Annotated in this window: 16 protein-coding genes and 1 pseudogene; 12 read left to right on the forward strand and 5 right to left on the reverse strand. The window is 67.2% G+C overall.

Going from position 1 to position 15,798, the window contains the following annotated elements; all coding sequences use genetic code 11:
- Window positions 1-73: 73 nt before the first annotated feature.
- Complete coding sequence (locus B1A78_RS15300; RefSeq protein ID WP_077147792.1) at window positions 74-1,417, reverse strand: murein transglycosylase A; 1,344 nt, start codon at window positions 1,415-1,417, stop codon at window positions 74-76.
- Between the two features lie 5 nt (window positions 1,418-1,422).
- Window positions 1,423-2,091 carry a Tim44/TimA family putative adaptor protein gene (locus B1A78_RS15305; protein WP_256838573.1) on the reverse strand — a complete coding sequence of 223 codons (669 nt, stop codon included), beginning with the start codon at window positions 2,089-2,091 and terminating at the stop codon, window positions 1,423-1,425.
- Window positions 2,092-2,363: 272 nt separating this feature from the next.
- Between B1A78_RS15305 and secB the strand changes: the two genes are divergently transcribed.
- From secB to B1A78_RS15325, 4 genes are all read left to right on the forward strand, one after another.
- The gene (secB, locus tag B1A78_RS15310; RefSeq protein WP_077147793.1) at window positions 2,364-2,879 is read left to right on the forward strand and encodes a protein-export chaperone SecB; all 516 of its coding nucleotides are present in this window, start codon (window positions 2,364-2,366) and stop codon (window positions 2,877-2,879) included.
- A 27-nt stretch (window positions 2,880-2,906) separates the two neighbouring features.
- The gene (gene murJ, locus B1A78_RS15315) at window positions 2,907-4,499 is read left to right on the forward strand and encodes a murein biosynthesis integral membrane protein MurJ (protein WP_077147794.1); all 1,593 of its coding nucleotides are present in this window, start codon (window positions 2,907-2,909) and stop codon (window positions 4,497-4,499) included.
- A gap of 3 nt (window positions 4,500-4,502) precedes the next feature.
- A complete protein-coding gene (gene trpS, locus B1A78_RS15320) occupies window positions 4,503-5,501 on the forward strand; it encodes a tryptophan--tRNA ligase (RefSeq protein WP_077147795.1) in 999 nt (332 codons plus the stop codon).
- 191 nt (window positions 5,502-5,692) lie between these two features.
- Window positions 5,693-6,376, forward strand: coding sequence for a DUF4136 domain-containing protein (locus B1A78_RS15325; RefSeq protein ID WP_077147796.1), 684 nt, complete (start codon window positions 5,693-5,695; stop codon window positions 6,374-6,376).
- A 103-nt stretch (window positions 6,377-6,479) separates the two neighbouring features.
- Here the strand turns inward: B1A78_RS15325 and dnaA are convergent, their stop codons facing one another.
- The 3 genes from dnaA to mutM form a co-directional block, all read right to left on the reverse strand.
- The gene (dnaA, locus tag B1A78_RS15330) at window positions 6,480-7,841 is read right to left on the reverse strand and encodes a chromosomal replication initiator protein DnaA (RefSeq protein ID WP_083734214.1); all 1,362 of its coding nucleotides are present in this window, start codon (window positions 7,839-7,841) and stop codon (window positions 6,480-6,482) included.
- A gap of 544 nt (window positions 7,842-8,385) precedes the next feature.
- Complete coding sequence (gene rpsT / locus B1A78_RS15335; protein WP_077147797.1) at window positions 8,386-8,649, reverse strand: 30S ribosomal protein S20; 264 nt, start codon at window positions 8,647-8,649, stop codon at window positions 8,386-8,388.
- A gap of 187 nt (window positions 8,650-8,836) precedes the next feature.
- Window positions 8,837-9,649 (reverse strand): bifunctional DNA-formamidopyrimidine glycosylase/DNA-(apurinic or apyrimidinic site) lyase, encoded by an 813-nt coding sequence (gene mutM / locus B1A78_RS15340; protein WP_077147805.1) that lies wholly within the window; start codon window positions 9,647-9,649, stop codon window positions 8,837-8,839.
- 93 nt (window positions 9,650-9,742) lie between these two features.
- Here mutM and B1A78_RS15345 point away from each other — a divergent pair, with 93 nt between their 5' ends.
- From B1A78_RS15345 to B1A78_RS15380, 8 genes and pseudogenes are all read left to right on the forward strand, one after another.
- Window positions 9,743-10,480 (forward strand): class I SAM-dependent methyltransferase, encoded by a 738-nt coding sequence (locus B1A78_RS15345; RefSeq protein WP_077147798.1) that lies wholly within the window; start codon window positions 9,743-9,745, stop codon window positions 10,478-10,480.
- On the forward strand, window positions 10,477-12,024 hold the full coding sequence (gene ubiB / locus B1A78_RS15350) for a 2-polyprenylphenol 6-hydroxylase (RefSeq protein ID WP_077147806.1): 1,548 nt from the start codon (window positions 10,477-10,479) through the stop codon (window positions 12,022-12,024). The genes B1A78_RS15345 and ubiB overlap by 4 nt, the downstream gene beginning before the upstream one ends.
- Window positions 12,009-12,533: a hypothetical protein gene (locus B1A78_RS15355; RefSeq protein ID WP_077147799.1), complete on the forward strand. Its 525-nt coding sequence runs from the start codon at window positions 12,009-12,011 to the stop codon at window positions 12,531-12,533. Before ubiB ends, B1A78_RS15355 begins: the two co-directional genes overlap by 16 nt.
- Before the next feature lie 44 nt (window positions 12,534-12,577).
- The gene (locus B1A78_RS15360; RefSeq protein WP_077147807.1) at window positions 12,578-12,835 is read left to right on the forward strand and encodes a type II toxin-antitoxin system CcdA family antitoxin; all 258 of its coding nucleotides are present in this window, start codon (window positions 12,578-12,580) and stop codon (window positions 12,833-12,835) included.
- Complete coding sequence (locus B1A78_RS15365; protein WP_077147800.1) at window positions 12,835-13,131, forward strand: CcdB family protein; 297 nt, start codon at window positions 12,835-12,837, stop codon at window positions 13,129-13,131. The genes B1A78_RS15360 and B1A78_RS15365 overlap by 1 nt, the downstream gene beginning before the upstream one ends.
- Window positions 13,132-13,133: 2 nt before the next feature.
- The gene (coaBC, locus tag B1A78_RS15370; protein ID WP_077147801.1) at window positions 13,134-14,390 is read left to right on the forward strand and encodes a bifunctional phosphopantothenoylcysteine decarboxylase/phosphopantothenate--cysteine ligase CoaBC; all 1,257 of its coding nucleotides are present in this window, start codon (window positions 13,134-13,136) and stop codon (window positions 14,388-14,390) included.
- Window positions 14,368-14,832, forward strand: a pseudogene (gene dut, locus B1A78_RS15375) (dUTP diphosphatase); the annotation flags it as partial. The gene coaBC and the pseudogene dut, both read left to right, overlap by 23 nt.
- Before the next feature lie 105 nt (window positions 14,833-14,937).
- Complete coding sequence (locus B1A78_RS15380; protein WP_077147802.1) at window positions 14,938-15,687, forward strand: molybdopterin-synthase adenylyltransferase MoeB; 750 nt, start codon at window positions 14,938-14,940, stop codon at window positions 15,685-15,687.
- Window positions 15,688-15,798: the final 111 nt, after the last annotated feature.

Here is a 15,798-nt window from a genome sequence, read left to right on the forward strand (position 1 = left end):
ACGATCGGGGTGACCGTCGCCGCGACCTTTTTCCAGAGCGCCGACTCGTCGGGGGCGAGCCGGCGCGCCATGGTCAGCGCCGGATGAGGCGCGCGATGCTGGTGCGCGGCAGGAGGATCAGCGCCGAGCCGCGCCCGGCCATGCCGCCGGCGATCGCGCGCGCATCATTGCCCGCGCCCCAGAAGCTGTCGAAGCGGTTGGCGCCGCGGATCGCGCCGCCGGTGTCCTGTGCGATCCACAGCCCATTGGGTTCGGCGCGGTCGAGCGAGAGGAAGACGGGGGCGCCGAGCGGGGTATATTTGGGATCGGCGGCGACGCTGGCGCGGCCCGTCACCGGCACACCGAGCGCACCGAGCGGACCCGGACCGGTGAGTTCGCGGAAAAAGACCCAGCTGGGATTCTCGTTCATCACAGCCGCGCCGCGGGTGGGGTCGGCGCGGAGATAGTCGAGGATTCCCTGCATCGAGGTCTGGCCGGGCTTGAGCTCGCCGCGGTCGGCGAGCAATTTGCCGATGCCGACATAGTCGCGGCCGTTCTGCGTATCATAGCCGATGCGCATGATTTCGCCGTCGGGCAGGCGCAGGCGGCCCGAGCCCTGGATCTGGAGGAAGAAAAATTCGGCGGCGTCGGCGGCCCAGGCGATTTCCAGCCCGCGCCCTTCGAGCGCACCGCGCTCGATCGCGGTGCGGTCGTAATAGCGCACGAGGTTGCTGCCATCGACGCGGCCGCGAAGTTTCTTGCCCTTCAAATCGTCGGAGAACTGGCCGAGGTCGACATCGACGAGATCGGCGGGGCGGCGATAGACGGGGACGTCGTAGCCCGCGCGTTTGGTGCGCGATCCGGCGATTTCGGGTTCATAATAGCCGGTGACGAAGGCGGTCCCCGCGCCGACCTGCACCGTGCCGAAATAGCGGGTGAAAAAGGCCGCCGCGTCGCCGTCGCGCCAGGTTTTCGCGGCGTTGCAACTGTCGGTCCAGTCGGCGTTCTGGGTCAGCCCGCTGGCATCGACGCGGCGCGTGACCGAGGGGCAGCTGATGCGGAAGGCGGCGAGCGCGGCGCTCGCCTGCGACGCCGTCACGCCGAGATCGGCGAATTCGGGACCCGCGACGACCCCGGCTTCGGCGGCGGTCGTCGCGCTTGCGGGGACCGCCGGGGCGGCGAGCGTCGCGCGCGGCGTCGCGGGAATCGGCTTGGCCGCGACACTGCCGCTTTCGGACGGGCGCGGGACATAGGGACGCGTCGCGCCGGTCGGCGCGGGAGTCGGCGTCGGCGTGGGTGCGGGCGCCGGAACCGGGCGCGGCGCGGTTTCGACGCGACCGCCGGTGTCGGGGATCACCGACGAGCAGGCCGACAGGGCAGGCAGCGCCGCGAGGAGGGCGAATCCCAGCGCCCGGACGGAAACGGCGGGGCGCGGCATCGGGATCAGGCGGTTTCGGCTTCGTCGAGCAACCAGTTGGGATCGTTGCTGCCGATCGCGCGGCGGAAGGTCCAGATATCGTCGGTCTCGCGGGCGTCGACCATCGAACCGGCAATCACGACGCCATCGGCATCGCGGGTCACCGCGCTGATGTCGGCGCGGTAGCGGACGGTGACGCGCGCCTCGCCGCCGGCGAGTTCGACCGCGGTGATCTTGGCCGAATCGATGCGGATCAGGCGGTTGTCGAGCCGTTCGCCGCGTGCCTCGCGTGCTGCGATCGCTTCGACAAAGGCTTCGTAGCTGTCCTGGTCGCACAGGTCGCGCAGCGTGTCGCGGTCGCCGGCCCAAAAGGCCTCGAGGATCATGCGATAGGCAGCCTCGGCGCCCTCCATGAAGCGGCCGGCGTCGAAGCTGCGATCGGTCGCGAGCAGCGCGCGCAGCCCCGATTCGGCGGCGGGTTCGTAGACCAGCCCCGAGGGATCGGCGGCGCTGCCCTGCGCCGACGGCGCGGCGTCGCTGTCGTCGAGCCGGACCGGCGCGGGCGCCGTGCGCTCGTCGCGGCGCGGCAGCACGGGTTCCTGTTCGTGGCCCGTGCGTTTGCCGAGCACCGAATAGAGCCGCATGCCGAGAAAGGCGGCAATCATGGCGAGCAGGACGATCGAAATGGCTGTCACGGGCTGAAGTCCAATATGGGTCTTAGAAAAAGTCGCAGCGATACATAGGCCATCGGCGGCCATGTTTCAAATCTCCATGGCCGGAGCGGTGCGCGAGGTCAACGTTCGCCCAACCAAACAGCGTTCATCCGGTTGCGCGGCGCGGCCATTGCGCGCCCATTGTGCTGGCGGTCCGCCACTGCTAAGCGCCGCGGCAACCGCCTGCGCCGCCGGATCACCCGATCTGCGCGGCGCCGGAGACGCATTGGAACTACAGGGAAAGCAAGACCGACATGGCCGACGAAACGACGCCCGCATTCACCCCCGAAACGCTGTCGAACGGCGAAGACAATAGCCCGGCGATCGGGCTGATCTCGCAATATGTGAAGGACCTGTCGTTCGAAAACCCGAACGCCCCGGCGATCTATCAGGTGCAGGACGCGCCGCAGGTCGACGTCCAGTTCAACATCGGCGCCGACAATGTCGGTGACGGCCTGTTCGAAGTGTCGCTGAAGATCGACATCACGTCGAAAAATGCCGAGCTGGTCGGTTTCGTCGTCGAACTGAAATATGCCGGCCTGTTCGGCGTGCGCAACGTGCCCGACGACCAGCTGCAGCCCTTCTTCCTCGCCGAAGCGCCGCGCATCCTGTTCCCCTTCGCGCGCCGCATCGTCGCCGACGTCGTGCGCGACGGCGGCTTCCCGCCGCTGCTGCTCGAGCCGATCGATTTCCACGGCCTGTTCCAGCAGCAGGCACAGCAGATCGCCGCCGAACAGGCGGGCGACATCGCGCCGGTCGGCCAGGCGTAAGCTTCATAATGGGGGCGGGCTGACGGGGTGAGCAGCCTGGTCAAGAGCGTCGGGACGATCGGCGGGCTGACGATGGTCAGCCGGTTGTTTGGCTTCGCGCGCGACATGCTGCTCGCCCGTGTGCTCGGCGCGGGGCTGGCGGCCGACGCGTTCCAGCTCGCCTTCACCCTGCCCAACACCTTTCGCAGGCTGTTCGCCGAGGGCGCCTTTTCGGTCGCCTTCGTGCCGATGTACAGCCGCGCGCTGCATGGTGAGGGCGGCGAGGAAGCCGCCGCGAAATTCGCCGACGATGTACTCGCGGTCTTCCTGTGGGTGCTGCTCGTCTTTTCCGCCATCGCGATGATCGCGATGCCCGGGATCGTGTGGGTCCTGGCGCGCGAATATCAGACGGTGCCCGGCAAGTTCGAACTCGCGGTGTTCCTGAGCCGCATCACCTTTCCCTATCTGGGGCTGATCAGCCTCGTCGCGATGCTGTCGGGGCTGCTCAACGCACGATCGCGCTTTGCGCCGGGCGCGGCGGCGCCGGTGCTGCTCAATATCGTGCTGATCGCGGGCATATTGATCGGGGCCGAGATGCGCGGTCCGGGCGGCGACGACCGCATCGTCGCGCTGGCGCTGGCGATCTCGGTCGCGGCAGCCGGGGTCGTCCAGCTCGCCTATCTGTGGTGGTCGGTGCGCAAGGCCGGGCTGAAGCTGCACATCCGCCTGCCCAAATTCACCCCCGAGGTGAAGAAGCTGGGTATGCTGATCCTGCCCGCGACTTTCGGCGCCGGCATCTACCAGATCAGCCAGTTCGTCGACACCTTCTTCGCGACCAGCCTGCCGCAGGGGTCGCTGACGCTGCTCAAGCTCGCCGACCGGCTCAACCAGTTGCCGCTGGGCATCGTCGGCATCGCGCTCGGCACCGCGATCCTGCCGATGCTGGCACGCCATATCCATTCGGACGACGGCGCAGAGGCGCAGAGGCTGCAGAGCAATGCGTTCGAGATCGCCACGCTGCTGACGCTGCCCGCCGCGGCAGCGCTGGCGATCTGCGCCCCCGCCTTTACCGCCGCATTTTTCGTCGGGGGCAAGTTCACCGCCGCCGACGGGGCGCTGATGGCGCATATCGTCGTCGCGCTGGTTGCGGGCCTGCCCGCCTATGTCATCGTCAAGATATTGAACCCCGGCTTTTTCGCGCGCGAGGACACGCGCACGCCGGTGTGGACCGCGCTCGCGTCGCTGATCGTCAATATCGGCATCAACCTCTATGTCGTCGAGCGCTATGGCATCGTCGGGCTGGCCGGGGCGACGGCGGTGTCGGCCTCGATCAACTGCCTTTTGCTCTACATCATCCTGCACCGGCGCGGCTGGTTCCATTTCACCGCCAAGCTGGGCGGCCGTATCCTGCGCCAGATCGCCGCGGTTGCGGCGATGGCGGCGGTGCTGTGGTGGCTGATGCCGCAGATGACACCCTATTATGCCGGGTCGGTGATCGAGAGGATATTGTCGCTCGGCGCGCTCTGTGCCGCGGGCGGGATCGTGTTTTTCGCCGCCGCCTTCCTTGTCGGCGCGCTTGACAAGGATCTGATCGCCATGCTGACGCGGCGGCGCGCCAAACCGGTACCAACAGAGGAATAGATCATGCGGACCTTGTCGGGCATCCAGCCCACCGGAAATTTGCACCTGGGCAATTATCTGGGCGCGATCCGCAACTGGGTGCGCATGCAGGACGAGATGGAGGGCGAGAAGCTCTATTTCCTCGCCGACCTGCACGCGATCACCGTCTATAACGACCCCGCCCAGCTGACCGCGAACACCCGCGAAATGGCGGCGGCGCTGATCGCGGCGGGGATCGACCCCGACAAGGCCATATTGTTCAACCAGGCGCGCGTGCCCGCGCATGCCGAGCTCGCCTGGCTGCTGTTCTGCACCGCGCGCATCGGCTGGCTGAACCGCATGACGCAGTTCAAGGAAAAATCGGGCAAGAACCGCGAGGGCGCGAGCGTCGGGCTTTATGCCTATCCGGTGCTGCAGGCCGCCGACGTGTTGCTGTACCAGACGACGCACGTCCCCGTCGGCGACGACCAGAAGCAGCATCTGGAACTGGCGCGCGACATCGCGACCAAGTTCAACCTCGACACCGGGACCGAGACCTTCACCCTGCCCGAGCCGACGATCCCGCCCGCCGCGGCGCGGATCATGAGCCTGCGCGACGGATCGGCGAAAATGTCGAAGTCGGACCCGAGCGACGCGAGCCGGATCAATCTGGTCGACGATGCCGACACGATCATGGCGAAGATCCGCAAGGCGAAGACCGACGCCGAGCCGCTGCCGTCGGAGGCCGCAGGCCTCGACGGGCGCGCCGAGGCGAAGAACCTCGTATCGATATACGCGGCCATGGCCGACGAGAGCGTCGATGCGGTGCTCGCGCGTTTCGGCGGACAGGGCTTTGGCGCGTTCAAGCCCGCGCTCGGCGAGCTGCTGGTCGAGACGCTGACCCCGATCGCGACGCGGCTCAATGCGCTCAAGGCCGATACGGCGGCGATCGACGCAGCGCTCGCGGCGGGCGCCGAACGCGCGCGCGTGCTGGCGCAGCCGACGCTCGACGCGGCCTATGCCGCGCTGGGGCTGTGCCGCTGACGCCGCGCGCCGACGCGGCGCGAAGCGTCTGACGGCGCAGTAAAAATTCTTGTTTTCGCGGCCTGCCGCCCCATATCATGGGGCGGAACCGGTTGCGATGAAGCGAGTTCAACCAAGGTTAAGTCGCATCGGAATAGTCATGCTATAAAGAGCGGCGTGCGTGCGCGCCGACTCATGGAGCGAAGACGATGATGAACAAGACCCATATCCGCCGCCTGAGCCTTGCCGCGCTGACCGCCGCGACGCTGGCGATCGCCGGCTGCGCGACCCCCTTCAAGGCCGATGTCGCGCGCTTCCAGACGCAGCTGCCCGCGCCGCAGGGGCAGAGCTTCACCGTCGAGGCGGCCGATCCGCGGCTCGCCGGCGGCATCGAGTTCGGGCAGTACGCCGGCCTGGTCGCGGGCGAGCTGACGCGCTTCGGTTATCGCCCCGCGGCGCCGGGCGAGCGCGCCGACATGGTCGTGCGCTTCGCCTATGACGTCGACAAGGGCCGCGAGCGCGTGCGCAGCACCGGCTTTGGTGACCCCTGGTACGGCGGCTATTACGGCCGCGGCTTCTATGGCCCGCCGGTGATCGTCGCCGGGCGCGGCGGACGCCGCTATGTCTATGGCTGGCGCGACCCCTTCCTGTGGGGCGGCGGTTTCGGCGGCTATAACGACGTCGAGAGCTTCACGGTCTATACCAGCGGGCTCGACCTGCAGATCAGCCGCGCGTCGGACGGCTACCGCCTGTTCGAGGGCCGCGCCGAGGCGCAGTCGCGCGACAACAATCTCCAGACGATCGTGCCGAACCTGGTCGAGGCGATGTTCACCGGCTTTCCCGGCAATTCGGGCGAGAAGGTGCGGATCACCGTGGCGCCGCCCGAAAAGGGCTGACGCGCGAAGCCATCGGCCAAGCAAAAGGCCCGCCTTCCATCCGGACGGCGGGCCTTTTTGTTTGTGGACGAACCGGTGGATAAGGCCGGGATAAGCCTGTGGATCAGCTGTTGAGGCTGCGGCGGATCGCGGCGATTTCGGCGTCGAGTTCGCTGTCGCTGACGCGCAGCGCCTCGACCGTGCGGACCGCGTGGATCACCGTCGAATGGTCGCGCCCGCCGAAGCGGCGGCCAATCTCGGGGTAGGAGCGCGGCGTCAGTTCCTTCGCCAGATACATCGCGACCTGGCGCGGGCGCGCGATCGCACGGACGCGGCGCTTCGACGCCATCTCGCTCTTGTCGAGCTTGTAATGCGCGCAGACCGCGCGCTGGATTTCGTCGATCGTGATGCGCGGGCGCGCGCTGCGGACATTCTCCGCCAGCCGGTCCTCGGCGAGCGCGAGGTCGAGGCGGGCGCCGGTGAGCGCGGCATAGGCGAGCAATTTGTTGAGCGCGCCTTCGAGCTCGCGGATGTTGCGGGTGAAATGCTTGACCAGATAGGCGACGACGTCGTCGGGCACCTCGACCATCGGCATCGCGGCGAGCCGCTGGCGGATGATGCGATCGCGCAGATCGTCCTCGGGCGCCTCGATATCGGCGACGAGCCCGCCCGACAGCCGCGACAAGAGCCGCGCCTCGACCCCGTCGAGCATCGCCGGCGGACGGTCGGCGGTGACGACGAGGCGCTTGCCCGCGGTCATCAGGTCGTCGATCGTGTGGAGCAGTTCCTCCTGCGTCGAATTCTTGCCGATCACGAACTGGAGGTCGTCGAGCAGCAGCAGGTCGGCGGCGCGCAGCCGCGCCTTGAACGCCATCATGTCGCCGCCGCGCATCGCGCCGACGAATTCGAGCATGAATTTCTCGGCCGACATCAGGATGATGTTCGCGGTCGGATGCGCCGCGGCATAATCCTGCGCGATCGCCTGGAGCAGGTGCGTCTTGCCCTGGCCGGTGCCCGAGCAGAGGTAGAGCGGGTTGAACTGCGGGGTTTCGACCATCGCCATGCGGCGCGCGGCGTTGGCGGCGAGGATGTTCGAGCGCGCGACGACGAAGCGCTCGAACGACTGGCGCGGGTCGAAGCCGAGCAGCGCCGGGTTGGCGGCGGGCGCAGGTGCGGGGACGAAGGTCGGCAGCGGCGGCTGGGCGAGGATCGCGGCGCGCTCGGCGCCCGCGCTCGCGCCGCGCACGGTAACGCTGCGCACCGCGGGCAGATGCTGGCGCCACGCGAGCTCGAGCCGGTCGCCGAAACGTTCGTTGATCCAGTTCGCCGAAAAGCGGCTCGCGGCCTCGAGCGTGACGACGCCCGACAGGCTGCAATAATCGGCGAAGCGCACGGGCTTCAACCAATGGTCGAAGGTGCGCGCGCCGAGATCGCGGCGGAGCCCTTCGGCCACGCGCGGCCACAGCGTCACGGCATCGCCGCTCATCGCCGTCTGTCCGCCACGCTGGCCATAGCTCTCCCCGTCTGAAATCACGCCTGTCCCCCACCTTGCTCGGTCATCGGTTCGCCCCCCGGCATCGCCCCGGCCGCGCAGCACCCGCCCGCGCCCCGTTCGCAGGGCGCAGTTTCCCGTTCCGCGCAAGCAGCGAAGGACGGCGAATCATGTGATGTGGCGGCCAGCGGCGAAGGCCGATGACACCCCCTGTCTAGGCAAGGGCGAGCGAGTCGATCAAGGGCCGCCCATGTAAAAATACTGAAATAAAAATCTTGACTCATTCAGGGGGCCGGATTCGCGTAAAACGACGGATTTCCTTATGTTTTTCAGTGTTTTATTTATGACACGCATGTCAGCAAACAACGAATCGCGGTAAATCCGCCACTTACCGCGCTGCAACACTATTGCCACGCCGCTGTCACAAAAGCGGTCGCAAAGCCATGTCCCGAAACGGGCACAAAAAAGGACCCGCGGGCGAGGCGCCGGCGGGTCCTTTTTGAGTGTCGATCGACCGCGAGGCCGAATCGCGCCGCGATTACGCGATCGCGTTGACGCTCTTGGTCAGGCGCGAATATTTGCGCGCGACGGTGTTCTTGTGGAGCACGCCCTTGGCGACGCCGCGGGCCATTTCGGGCTGTGCAGCCTTCAGCGCGGCAGCGGCGGCATCCTTGTCACCGGCGGCGACGGCGTTCTCGACCTTCTTGACCAAGGTGCGAATGCGCGAAACGCGATTCTTGTTCACGATGGTGCGCGCGGTGTTGCGGCGGATGCGCTTTTTTGCCTGGGGCGTATTGGCCATAAATTCCTCGGTTTTCAAACGGTCTAAGTCGGTCGGAGCACAGCGTCACCGGAGCAGCCGAATCGCGCGAAACGTGCGAATCAATGTCCGGATACAGCCGGTTCCGGAATACCGGACCCTGCTCGAAGGGTGCGCCCATAGCCAGCAAGGCCGCTTTGGTCAATGGGTTTGCGGGAGAAATTCCGCATCAACGCTGGCATTTGGGGCAGAAGAAGGTCGAGCGGCCCGACTGGACGATCCGCGCGATCGTGCCGCCGCATTCGCAGGTTTCGCCCTCGCGGCCATAGACGCGCCAGTCCTTGGCGAAATAGCCGAGGTCGCCCTCGGGACTCAAAAAGTCGCGCAAGGTCGAACCACCCGCGGCGATCGCGGCGGTGAGCACGTCCTTGATCGCGGGGACGAGCAAGGCGAGCTTTGCCTTCGACACGTCGGCCGCAGGCTTTGCCGGGTGGATGCGCGCCATGTTGAGCGCCTCGCACACATAGATGTTGCCGAGCCCCGCGACGATCGTCTGGTCGAGCAGCATCGCCTTGATCGGTGCGCGGCGGCCGGCAAGCGCCTTCGCCAGATAGGCCGCGTCGAAGACGTCCGACAGCGGCTCGGGGCCGAGCGTCACGAAAGCCGGAAACGCGGTCAGCGGATCGCCCGCGACGAGATCGACCGAGCCGAAGCGGCGCGGGTCGTGAAGGAAGAGGCGATGCCCGGCGCCGGTTTCGAGCAGCAGATGGTCGTGCTTGCCCGCCTCGCCGCCCTCGGTCCGCCAGCGGCCCGACATGCCGAGGTGGAAGATCATATGATCGTCGCGGTCGGTCGAGACGATGCCATATTTGGCGCGGCGCGACAGGCCCGTCACGGTGGCGCCGGTCAGCCGCTGCGCGAGATCGGCGGGAAAGGCCCGGCGCAGGTCGGGGCGGAAGGTGATGACCGACGACAGGCGCTGCCCTTCGAGGAAGGGCGCGAGGCCGCGGACGGTGGTTTCGACTTCGGGAAGCTCAGGCATGTCGTCATTCGGGCTACGCGCCATTTGCGCGGGCGGCAAGGCCCCGCTAAAGGCCGGTGCGACTTCGTTTCTCCCCGCAAAGGCGCATCCATCATGGCCACTCCCGATACCGTCAGCTTCGGCTATGAGCAGGTCCCCGCGGGCGAAAAGACCGCGAAGGTCGGGGAGGTGTTCAGCCGCGTCGCGCGCAAATATGACATCATGAACGACGCGATGTCGGGCGGCATGCACCGATTGTGGAAAGACCGTTTCGTGCGCCGCGTGAAGCCGCGCGAAGGCGAGGCGATCCTCGACATGGCGGGCGGCACCGGCGACATCGCGTTTCGCATGGAAAGGGCGGGCGCGAGCATCACCGTCGCCGACATCAACCCCGACATGCTGGGCGTCGGCGTCGAGCGTGCCGCCGAGCGCGGCATCGACACGCTGGTGTGGTCCGAGCAAAATGCCGAGAAGCTGAGCTTCCCCGACCAGTTTTTCGACGCCTATACGATCGCGTTCGGCATCCGCAACGTCACCGACATTCCGGCGGCGCTGAAGGAAGCACATCGCGTGCTGCGCTTTGGCGGGCGGTTCTTCTGCCTAGAATTTTCGACCAACGAATGGCCGGGCTTCGCGCAAGCCTATGACGCTTACTCGCACCACCTCGTCCCCAAGCTCGGCAAGCTGATCGCCGACGACGAGGACAGCTATCGCTACCTGATCGAATCGATCCGCCGTTTCCCGCCGATGCCCGCCTTTGCGCAGATGATCCGCGAGGCGGGCTTCACATCGGTGAAGGTCGAGCCGATCATGGGCGGCCTCGTCGCGATCCACAGCGGGTGGAAAGCTTGACCCGTCCCGCCACGCATATTGTTCGCCTGCTGAAATGGGGCCGCATCCTCGCGCGCCACGGGGCGCTGCGCGGCATCGAGACCGCGCCGCAAACGCCGCCCGGGATCAAGCGCCTGTGCCGCATCGCGCGTTTCGGGACGTCGCAGCCGGCGGTACCCGATTATGCTGCGGCCTTCCAGGCGATCGGCCCGGCGGCGGTGAAACTCGGCCAGACGCTCGCGACGCGCCCCGACCTGGTCGGCGAGGAAGCCGCGCGCAACCTGCTGACGCTGCAGGACGCGCTGGCGCCGGTGCCGTTCGAGCGCATCAAACAGGAAATCGAGTTCACCTTCGAGGTACCGCTCGAGACGCTGTACAGCGAATTCGACCCGGTTCCGGTCGGATCGGCGTCGATCGCGCAGGTGCACCGCGCGGTGACGACCGACGGGCGAACGGTCGCGGTCAAGGTGCGCCGCCCCGGCATCGACAAGCAGTTCGCGCGCGACATCGACACCTATGAATGGGCCGCCGCGCATCTCGAGGCCTTTGGCGGCGAGGCGAAGCGGCTGCGCCCGCGCGAGGTGATCGCCAATTTCCGCCGCTGGACGCTGCGCGAGCTCGACCTGCGGCGCGAGGCGGCCTCCGCATCCGAACTCGCCGAGGCGATGTCGGGCGTGCCGACCTATGAAGTGCCCGCGATCGACTGGGATCGCACTGCCAGCCGCGTGATGACGCTCGACTGGATCGACGGCATCAAGATTTCGCGCCGCGACGCGCTGATCGCCGCGGGGCACGACATGGAGGCGCTGTCGGCGAACCTCGTCAACGCCTTCCTGCGCCAGGCGATCGCCGAAGGTTTCTTCCACGCCGACATGCACCAAGGCAATTTGTTCGTGAAGGCCGACGGCACGATCGCCGCGGTCGATTTCGGCATCATGGGGCGGATCAACCGGCAGGCGCGCTATTGGCTCGCCGAGATCCTCTATGGGCTGACGACGGGCAATTACCGCCGCGTCGCCGAGATCCATTTCGAGGCGCAGTACGTCCCCGATTATCATAATGTCGAGGAATTCGCGACGGCGCTGCGCGCGGTCGGCGAGCCGATGCGCGGCAAGCCGGTGAGCGAGCTCAGCGTCGGGCAGATGCTCGACGGGCTGTTCGCGATCACGCGCGATTTCGACATGCAGACCCAGCCGCACCTGCTGCTGCTGCAAAAGACGATGGTGATGGTCGAAGGCGTCGCGACGATGCTGAACCCCAAGATCAACATGTGGGACGTGTCGGGGCCGTTCGTCAGCGAATGGATCCGCGACGAGCTGGGCCCCGAGGCCGCGCTCGCCGATGGGCTGCGCCAGCAGGGCAAGACGCTGGCGCTGATCCCCGACATCATCCGCCGGCTCGACGAGCAACTGCCGCGCAAGGGCGCCGCGCCGCCCGCGCCGCCGCTGCCCGAGATCCCGCTGATGTGGGAAAAGGGCGAGAAGCGCGTATGGTGGCGTTATGCGCTGACGGCGCTGGTTGGCGCGGCGGCGGGGGTTGCCGCGATGACGTGGATCGCCTCCTGACCTTCGCGCGCCGATCGGCGATCGCGCAGCTGGCCGGTTGCACGCTGATGGCGGCGATCGAAACGGGCCTTTTCGGGCTCGCGCTACTCGTGACGATCATCTGGTCAGGCGAGAGCGGCATGCCTCCTTTCGATATCGGCGCGATCGTCGAGAGTTTCCTGTTCTTGTGGCTGCCGCTGGTCCTCACGCTGCCCATCGCCTTGATGATCGCCATCACCATATTATGGCCGGTTGCATCGATGTCCGCCGCCCTGCTGTTGCTCGGGGCACGATACGACCGCCGCTTCGCGTCGCAGTCGCTCTGGATCATTGTCGGAACGGCCGTCGGCCTGGCTTGTGGCCTCCTGATCTTCTTCGACGGAGAACCGCGCTTCGACATCGTCGAGGGGCCCTTGGCGCCGGTGGCTACGCTGGCGTGGACCGGGGCGACCGGGGCGTTCGCAGGGTGGCGGCAGCACGGGAAATTGAATCGTAGTGGCCGATTTGGCGACGCCACCGCCAGCAGTTGATCGACACCGGCTATGTGCATATCTTATGCACAAGGAGAATGGCGATGAACCGTCCCGCGCGATTCGATGAGCCGAAGAAGCCGCCGAAGAAGCCCACCAATGTTTCACTGAGCGCCCCGCTGGTCGACGAAGCCAAGCGGCTGGGCATCAACGTCAGCGAAGCATGCCAGGCGGGCCTTGCTGCAGAGGTCAAGAAGGCACGCGAAAAGGCGTGGCAGGAAGAGAATCGCGCGGCAATCGAGGCATCGAACGAATATGTGCGCAAACATGGGCTGCCGCTCGCAAGATACCGGCTGTTCTGATGGCGCAGTTCGACGTCCGGCGCACGTCGGAAGGAGCGCTGGTCATCGATTGTCAGTCGAATCTGCTGCGGCACCTGAACACCCGACTGGTCGTACCGCTCCTTCCTGCGGATGAATTTGAAGTGGTGGCCCGGCGGCTCAACCCTCTCTTCACCATCGAAGGAACGGATTATGTCATGTACACGCAATTTGCCGCCACCCTTGCGGTCAGCCAGCTTGGCGAGGTGATGATGAATCTGGATGACGACAGCCTGACCATCGTCGGCGCGCTCGACGTGCTGGTGACGGGGGTTTGACGATGGCAGCAAAACGTATCCTGCTGATCATCGGCGGCGGCATCGCCGCGTACAAGAGCATCGAGCTTGTCCGGCTGCTGCGCAAGGCGGGCTATGTCGTGCGCTGCGTCATCACGCGCGCGGGCGAGCAGTTCGTGACGCCGCTGACGCTCGCGGCCTTGAGCGAGAATCAGGTCTATACCGGCCTGTTCGACCTGAAAGACGAGATCGAGATGGGGCATATCCAGTTGAGCCGCGAGGCCGACCTGGTCGTCGTCGCGCCCGCGACCGCCGATTTGATGGCGAAGATGGCGGCCGGGATCGCCGACGACCTCGCCACCACACTGCTGCTCGCGACCGACAAGCCGGTGCTGGCGGCACCCGCGATGAACGTGCGCATGTGGCTGCACGCCGCGACGCGGCGCAATGTCGCGACGCTGCGCGGCGACGGCGTCACGGTGATGGAGCCCGACGAGGGCGCGATGGCGTGCGGCGAATATGGGCCGGGGCGGCTGCCCGAACCGCCGGCGATCTTCGCCGCGATCGAGACGGCGCTGGCCAATGCGCCCGCAGTGCTGCCGCTGACCGGGCAGCCCGATTTCGCGCCCGCCCAGCATCGCCCGCTGCACGGGCGCCGCATCCTGATCACCGCGGGGCCGACGCATGAGCCGATCGACCCGGTGCGCTATATCGCCAACCGCTCGAGCGGGAAGCAGGGCTTTGCGATCGCCGCCGCCGCCGCCGAAGCGGGCGCCGAGGTGCTGCTGATCGCCGGCCCGGTGCCGCTGCCGACCCCGCCCGGCGTGATCCGCGTCGATGTCGAGACCGCGCGCGAGATGGCGGCCGAGGTCGAAGCCGGGCTGCCCGTCGACGCGGCAATCATGGTCGCCGCGGTCGCCGACTGGCGTGCCGCCGATACGTCGGCGCAGAAGATCAAGAAGGACGGCAGCGGGCAGGTCCCGCCGCTCGCGCTCGCCGAAAATCCCGACATCCTCGCGCACGTCGCAAAGAGCGCGCAGCGCCCGCCCTTGCTCGTCGGTTTCGCCGCCGAGACCAACGATGTGCTCGCGCATGCCGAGGCCAAGCTCGCGCGCAAGGGATGCGACTGGATCGTCGCCAATGACGTCGCCGCCGACCCGATGGGGGGCGAGACGAATCGGGTGCATATCGTTAGCAAATCGGGCGTAGACAGCTGGGACCGACTTCCCAAACAGGCCGTCGCCCGCAAATTGATGGAAAAGATCGCCGATGAGCTCGATGCGCGTATCCCCTCAAAATAATCTGGCAAATCCGATCGAAATCCAGATCCAGCGCCTGCCCAATGGCGGCGGGCTGCCGTTGCCCGCCTATGCGTCGGACGGCGCGGCGGGGATGGACGTCGTCGCGGCCGAATCGCTGACGATCCGCCCGGGCACGCGCCACGCGGTCGCGACGGGCTTCGCGGTGGCGATCCCCGCCGGCTATGAGGTGCAGGTGCGCCCGCGATCGGGGCTGGCGCTCAAGCATGGCATCACCTGCCTCAACACGCCGGGGACGATCGACAGCGATTATCGCGGCGAGGTGAAGGTGATCCTCGCCAACCTTGGCGACGAGCCGTTCGAGATCAAGCGCGGCGACCGCATCGCGCAGCTGGTGCCGGCGCCGGTGCAGCGCGCGAGCTTTGCCGAGGTCGAGACATTGGACGAGACCGCGCGCGGTGCGGGCGGCTTCGGATCGACCGGGGTGGCGAGCGCAGGCGCCGAAACCGAGGAAGAGCCGATCGACGACAATGTCCCCGACAATGTCGGATCGCTGTCGGGAGTCATGATGCGGCGGTCGGGGGAGTAATTGCTCTCCGGCGCCGAACTCGACCGCTATGCCCGCCAGATCATCCTGCCCGCGTTCGGCGGGGCGGGACAGGCGAAGCTGAAGGCGAGCCATGTCGCGGTGATCGGCGCGGGGGGGATCGGCTGTCCGGCGATCACCTATCTGGCCGCAGCAGGGGTCGGGAAGCTCACGATCATCGACCATGACCATGTCGAGCTGTCGAACCTGCAGCGCCAGCCGCTGTTTACCGACGAAGATATCGGGGCATCGAAGGCCGAGGTTGCCGCGGCGGCGGCGCGGCGGATCAATCCGCATGTCGAGGCGGTCCCGGCGGTGCAGCGGCTCGACGACGCCAATGCCGAAGCGCTGCTGGCGGGGGCGAGCCTGATCCTCGACGGCTGCGACAATTTCGATACGCGGCTCGCGGTCAACCGCGCGGCGGTGGCGCTGCACGTGCCGCTGCTGTCGGCGGCGATCGGGGCGTTCGAGGGGCAGGTCGCGCTGTACGAAGGGTGGCGCGCGGATGCGCCCTGTTACCAGTGCCTCGTCGGTGCCGATCCCGACCGCGAGGGGATCAATTGCGCCGAGACCGGGGTGATGGGCGCACTCGCGGGCATGATCGGGACGATGGCGGCGCTCGAAGCGGTGCGCGCGCTGACCGGTTGGGGGTCGAAGCTTTCGGGGCGGCTTGCGATCGTCGACATGCTCGACCGGCGCTGGCGCGAGGTCGGGGTCGCCAAGGACCCGGGGTGCCCGACATGCCGGGGCTGAACATCATCGTCGCGGGCACCGACGGGCAGCGGCTCTATGGCGCGCTCGAGACCGCGATGGCGGCGGCGGCGCTGGGATCGCCGGCGCGGATTTTCCTGCAGGGCGAGGCGG

The organism is Sphingopyxis sp. KK2, from assembly GCF_001990265.1.
Taxonomy (GTDB): Bacteria; Pseudomonadota; Alphaproteobacteria; order Sphingomonadales; family Sphingomonadaceae; genus Sphingopyxis.